The organism is Wenjunlia vitaminophila DSM 41686 (assembly GCF_000380165.1).
In the GTDB taxonomy this organism is placed as follows: Bacteria; Actinomycetota; Actinomycetes; order Streptomycetales; family Streptomycetaceae; genus Wenjunlia; species Wenjunlia vitaminophila.
In genome coordinates this window covers 1-5,531 of record NZ_KB904729.1, presented here as the reverse complement: position 1 = coordinate 5,531, position 5,531 = coordinate 1, and the positions used below count along the sequence as shown (strand labels likewise).

Sequence of the window (5,531 nt, the reverse complement as noted above, 5' to 3'; positions counted from 1 at the left end):
GACGACTACCAGTCGCTGACGATGCAGGGCACCTACGCCGGTGTCCGCGTGGAACTCAGCGCCTACATCGACCTGCCCGACACCCACCCCTACCAGGACCAGCGCGCCGCCTAACCCAACCCACCGATCAGGAGGAACCTGTGTTCCGTCTCGGCTACACCGTCACTCTCCCGACATCCCCGGGCGGGATTCGAACCCTACGGGTCCGGGCTGCCCGAAGCCCGCAGGCCGCGGTGCGGCGGGCCACCACCGGATGGCGGCGCCGCTGGGCCACCCGGACGACTGCCCCCAGCTACCACATCGAGTGGACCGCGACCCCCGAGGTATGGCGGCTGGGTCGCCAGCCCCACCGGGTCGCCGGACCCACCTACGGCGACTGACGCTGGCATCCGCCTCCGCCGCACAGCCCCCGCGTGGGTCTGTGCGGTCGGGGAGACCGACCAGCACCGCGGTTCCCTGCTGCTACCCGCTCTGGCGGCGTCCGTGCCGCCCCACCTCGCGCATCGCGCCCGATACGGGAGAAGACGTGTTCAATTTCAGGCTCACCGACGCCGACCGTGACGAGTTCATCCGCGGCATCGTGAACGATCTGGGCGTCAGCGAGCCCACGGCCGCCATCATGGCCACCCTGTTCTTCCGCATCGTGTCGGCCATGCCGCAGGACCAGGCCGGGCCCGAGTTTCAGCGGGTCGTCGTGCAGGCCGCCGAGAAAGGCGAGTCGTGGGCCGCCGAGTTGGTCACGAAGATGTTCGCCCGGCAGACTGGGCGGCCTTACCTCGCCGATATCGCGTGCCCTGACGGCGTCGTCAGGGTCGTCATTGACCCGGCCGCGACCGTCGCCAGTGCCACGATCCGCACGGCTGACACCACCGGCCCGGCGGCTGACGCCGCCCGGCGGGCCACCGTCAGGCTTCACGGTGACGTCCTGACCGTGAACGTGCCGCCGGTCTTCCGGCAGGGCACCACGGTCTACCAGAACGTGTCGTACGTCGGTCCGGGCGTCACGGTGACCGGTATGACGATCGATGGCAACGGCAACATGGCCCCCGGCGGCACCGCCGGGCCCAGTCCGATCGAGGTCACCGTCACTCTGCCGCCCGGGTCCGGCGTGAGGATGCGGTCGGCCACTGCGCCGCTCAGCATCCACGGCGCCGTGGCCGCCCTGGATTTTGAGACCCGCACCGGCGGCTTGACCGCCGATGTCCTCGGGCGGGTCAAGGTGCACAGCTCCACCGGCGACATCGCCGTGAGTGCTGTCCAGGAGTGGGCCGACCTGGAGACCCGCACCGGCAGTGTCGAAATCGGGAGTTATGCAGGTGGTGACGCGAAGCTGGTCACCTCCACCGGCGACATCCGGCTGACCGCGTCCCGCGGCGCCAGCGGCCGTATCTCGGCGCGCACCCGCACCGGCGACATCTGGCTGCGTGGCGTGGCCGGTCGCCGAGACCTGGACGTGGCGGCGACGACTGGCACCGGCGACATCCGTAAGGACTGACGGCTGCCCGCGGCGCCCACCCCCTACACCGGGGTGGGCGTCAAGGGGAGCCGGAACAGTCCCGGCTGAGGACCAGGAGGACACCACACCATGCCTTTGACGGACAAGGACCCCTACACCGCCCGCGAGACCGCACGGTTGCTCGCCATCGGGGCGCGGATCGCTCGCCGAGAGGCGCGGGGGCGGTCCACCGCAGCACTGGAGGCCGAGGCCGACCGCATCGAGCGGCACGCGTTCCAGCGGGAGATGCAGCGAGCCGAGCAGGCCGACCGCGAGAAGGCACAGAAGGCCAGCAGGCGCGTGACCGACCGGCGCATCCGGGCCGAGGAGAAGGAACGCGCCCGGCAGGCCCGCGTCCGCGAGCAGGCCGCGAAGAGGTTCCGCAAGTAGTCCCGCCCCGGGACGGCCGTCACCGGCTGCCAACCACGTCGGCCGTCCCGGGCCCCCTCGACCTATCACGAGCCCGAAGGGATGCTCAGTGAACCACGATGACAACCAGCAGGACGCCTCGATCGATGCCGCCACCAGTGCGGTGGTCCGTGACGTGGTGGACCTCGATATGGCCCGCGCTGCTCGGGCCGCGGTCCACCAGGAGCGCACCCCGGACAGGGGTGAGCCTGACGCTGCGGTGATGGTGGACAGCCCGGCTCCGGCCGGGCCTGGCTACCTGAGTCGCATCCGCGGTTCGAAGAGGAAGCCGATCGTGCCGCCGTGGGTCCGGTCCCGGGCCGAGGTGCGGCAGACCGCGGAATGGATCGCCGGGCACTACGCCCACTCCGCCGGCTATCACGCCGCGCGGATTCCGTTGTACTCGGCGAAGCTTGCGGTGCGTGCGCCTCAAGGTGCTGCCCGCCTGATCGGTGGCACGATGCGGTGGGTCACCGACGCCGAAGGAGCCCCGGTGCGTGCCGCTGCGGTCCGTGCCGAGGACGCCTCTCAGTACCTGACCTTGTGTCGTCAGCGAGATGACCGGGTGAAGCTTCGGACTATCATCGCTGCCCTGGCTGGGGTGATCGGCCTGAGTGTCGCGCTGGCGCTGTATGTGCTCGCCCCGACGTGGCTGCTGGCCCTGGCTGGCGTGCTGGTCACCCTCGGGTTGGGTTGGGTTGGTGCCCCTGCTGACCAGCCGATCGCCTCGCGGGCCGTGGTCGCTCCCCAGGTGCAGCGTCTGACCTCGGAGATGGTGGTGCGCGCCCTGGGCGCCCTGGGAATCGCTCAGGTCAATCAGGCCATCGCAAAGGGACGGGAACCGCTTGCCTTCACCGCGCCGATCACCCGGGACGGCCCGGGGTGGATGGCCGTTGGCGACCTGCCGTATGGAGTCACGGTCTCTGACGTGATGGACCGCCGTGACCGCCTCGCGTCCGGCCTGCGGCGCCCCCTGGGCTGCGTGTGGCCCGAGGCCGTCCCCGAGGAACACACCGGGCGGATGCGGCTGTGGGTCGGGGACCAGGACATGTCCAAGACCAAGCAGCCCACCTGGCCGCTGGCCAAGTCGGGCAGCGTGGACCTGTTCAAGCCCGTTGCGTGGGGCACGGATCAGCGGGGCCGATGGGTCGAGGTCACGTTGATGTACCTGGCCGGGATCATCGGCGCCATCCCCCGAATGGGCAAGACCTTCCTGCTCCGCCTGCTCCTGCTGATCGCCGCCCTCGACCCCCGCGCCGAGCTGCACACCTACGACCTGAAGGGCACCGGCGACTTGGACCCCGTCGGGGACCGGGTCAGCTACCGGCACCGGGCGGGGGACGACGATGACGACATCGAGTACGCCATCGCCGACATGCGAGCCCTGCGCGATGAACTTCGCCGCCGGACGAAGGCGATCCGGGCGCTGCCGCGGGACATCTGCCCGGAGTCGAAGGTGACCAGCGAACTCGCCTCCAAGAAGTCCCTCGGTCTGCACCCGATCGTGGTCGGGGTGGACGAGTGCCAGGTCTGGTTCGAGCACCTCGAGTACGGCAAGGAGTTCGAGGAGATCTGCACCGACCTCGTCAAACGCGGCCCCGCCACCGGGATCGTGTTGCTGCTGGCCACCCAGCGGCCCGACGCCAAGTCGTTGCCCACCGGTATCTCCGCCAACGCCGTGGCCCGCTGGTCCCTGAAGGTCATGGGCCAGGTCGAGAACGACATGGTCCTGGGCACCTCCGCCTACAAGCGGGGAGTGCGCGCCACCATGTTCGCCTGGGGCGACAAGGGCATCTGCTACTTCGTCGGCGAAGGCTCCGACGCCCGAATCGTCCGCGCGGTCTACGCCGACGCCACCACCGCCGACCGGATCGCCCTGCGTGCCCGCGCGGCGCGGGAGAAGGCCGGCACCCTGGCCGGGCATGCCGCCGGGGAACAGCCCGAGCAGGACACCGGCCCCAGCTTCGACCTGCTCGGTGACATCCTCGCTGTGGTCCCGGCCGCGGAGCCCAAGACCTGGCGGGAGGACGTGGTGACCCGTCTCGCCGAACTGCGGCCCGAGATCTACGACGGATGGGGCCCGGACCAACTCACCGCCGCTCTCAAACCCCACGGCATCGACACCGTGCAGGTCGGGCGCCGCGTGGACGGCAAAGTCGTCAACCGCCGCGGCATCGCCCGCGCCGACATCCTCAAGATGGTCACCGACCGCGACGGAAACCGCGACGCCGGATGACCCTCCGGGGCCGCTATCGCTAGCAGCACCACTCGCTAACGTTAGCGGCCCCGCTAGCGCCCAGAACCCGGTCTGATCAGGCTGCTAGCAGCTAGCAGCCTCCCACCGGCCACGCCCTCAAACGGCCCTGGAGACCCCTTCATGCCCCCGACAGCCGGCGCTATCGCCTGCCTCATCGCCGTCACTCTCTGCTACGCATGCGTGTGTGCCGTGCAGCCCTTCGCAGCCTGCCGCAAGTGCCGTGGCTTCGGCCACCAGCTCCGCCAGACCCGCCGCGGCGCCCTCAAGCGCGGCAAAGACTGCCGCCGCTGCAAGGGCACCGGCACCCGCATCCGCCTCGGACGCCACCTGTGGACCGTATGGCGCCGCACCTACCACAACGGCACCCGCTAACCACTCACCACATCCACCAGAAGAGAGCCGCCCATGCTGCTCAGCTTCTCCGCCGTGGCCCTGTTCGGCTTTCTCACCGCAGTGCTGCTGAAAGTCCGTGCACACGCTGCCGCGCTCCCGACCACCTTCCTGTTCGGGTTCTTCCTCGCCGACACCGGCGCCGCCCCTGTCATACGTCAACTCCTCGCTGACACCGCCAAGGCCCTGAACTCCCTGGGGTGAAAAGGAGCGAACCATGGATCACGTCAGCCGTCCTTTGACCACCGACCAGGCCGAAGCCGAAGAGCGGCGCCTCATCGCCGAAGCCCTGGCCCTTGAGCCGGTCGCCACGTCCTACCGCGACCCGTCCCCGATCCCGGCGGTCGGCACCGCCCCGCCCGTGGCTCAGCCCGGGCGCCCGCCGATGTCCCAGCGGGCCGCTGACGCTTCCGGCGTGATGCTCGCCGGAGGCATCGCGACGCTGCCGGTCGGGGCCGCCGCCACGGCCGTCCTGTGGGCGAGCGGGCAGGCGGACCCCGCGGTCATCGCCTGCATCTGCGCGGCGCCCACCGCACTGGTCATCGCCCTGAGCCGGCTGGTCACCCGCGCCAAGGCCGCGGCGCCTGAGGCGCCGGTGCACCACCACCACTACGAGGGCGCGGATATCCGCGTCCAGTCCACCGAGGTGACCACCCACACCACGGGACTGCTCGCCCGCACCCGCACCGACATCACCAGGAAGGCGCGGTAACCACCCCCACGGCACCGCCCGCCCTCCGTGAACCCCAATGAGAAAGGAAGAGACCATGGCCGTACGTCGCGTCGAATGCTGGATCGCCGTGTGCGACCTGTGTGGCAACACCGAGTACGCCGACAGCGTCATCCCCCACCTCGACACCCCCGAGGAAGCCGTCGAGTACGTACTCGCCAACGGCGACGTCACATTCGGGTGGACACGCACCCCCGGCGGACTGCTCGTGTGCAGCAGCCGAGAGCCCGCCCACGAGTGGTTCCACGTTC

General features: G+C 70.2%; 7 protein-coding genes. All 7 read left to right on the top strand.

Translation table 11 applies throughout. The features are described 5' to 3' along the window. The first annotated feature begins 526 nt into the window (after positions 1-526). Positions 527-1,495, top strand: coding sequence for a DUF4097 family beta strand repeat-containing protein (locus tag A3IG_RS31485; protein WP_018386670.1), 969 nt, complete (start codon positions 527-529; stop codon positions 1,493-1,495). Between the two features lie 90 nt (positions 1,496-1,585). Then, on the top strand, positions 1,586-1,885 hold the full coding sequence (locus A3IG_RS31480; protein WP_236719242.1) for a hypothetical protein: 300 nt from the start codon (positions 1,586-1,588) through the stop codon (positions 1,883-1,885). Positions 1,886-1,973: 88 nt separating this feature from the next. Next, positions 1,974-4,139, top strand: a complete 2,166-nt coding sequence (locus tag A3IG_RS0126780) for a hypothetical protein (RefSeq protein WP_018386668.1) — start codon at positions 1,974-1,976, stop codon at positions 4,137-4,139. 210 nt (positions 4,140-4,349) lie between these two features. Continuing rightward, on the top strand, positions 4,350-4,532 hold the full coding sequence (locus A3IG_RS0126775) for a hypothetical protein (protein WP_018386667.1): 183 nt from the start codon (positions 4,350-4,352) through the stop codon (positions 4,530-4,532). Between the two features lie 33 nt (positions 4,533-4,565). Next, positions 4,566-4,754 carry a hypothetical protein gene (locus tag A3IG_RS0126770; RefSeq protein ID WP_018386666.1) on the top strand — a complete coding sequence of 63 codons (189 nt, stop codon included), beginning with the start codon at positions 4,566-4,568 and terminating at the stop codon, positions 4,752-4,754. Between the two features lie 13 nt (positions 4,755-4,767). Continuing rightward, positions 4,768-5,262, top strand: coding sequence for a hypothetical protein (locus tag A3IG_RS0126765; RefSeq protein WP_026220701.1), 495 nt, complete (start codon positions 4,768-4,770; stop codon positions 5,260-5,262). Between the two features lie 55 nt (positions 5,263-5,317). Further along, positions 5,318-5,531: hypothetical protein (locus A3IG_RS0126760; RefSeq protein WP_026220700.1), on the top strand; the 214-nt coding region annotated here is incomplete at its 3' end.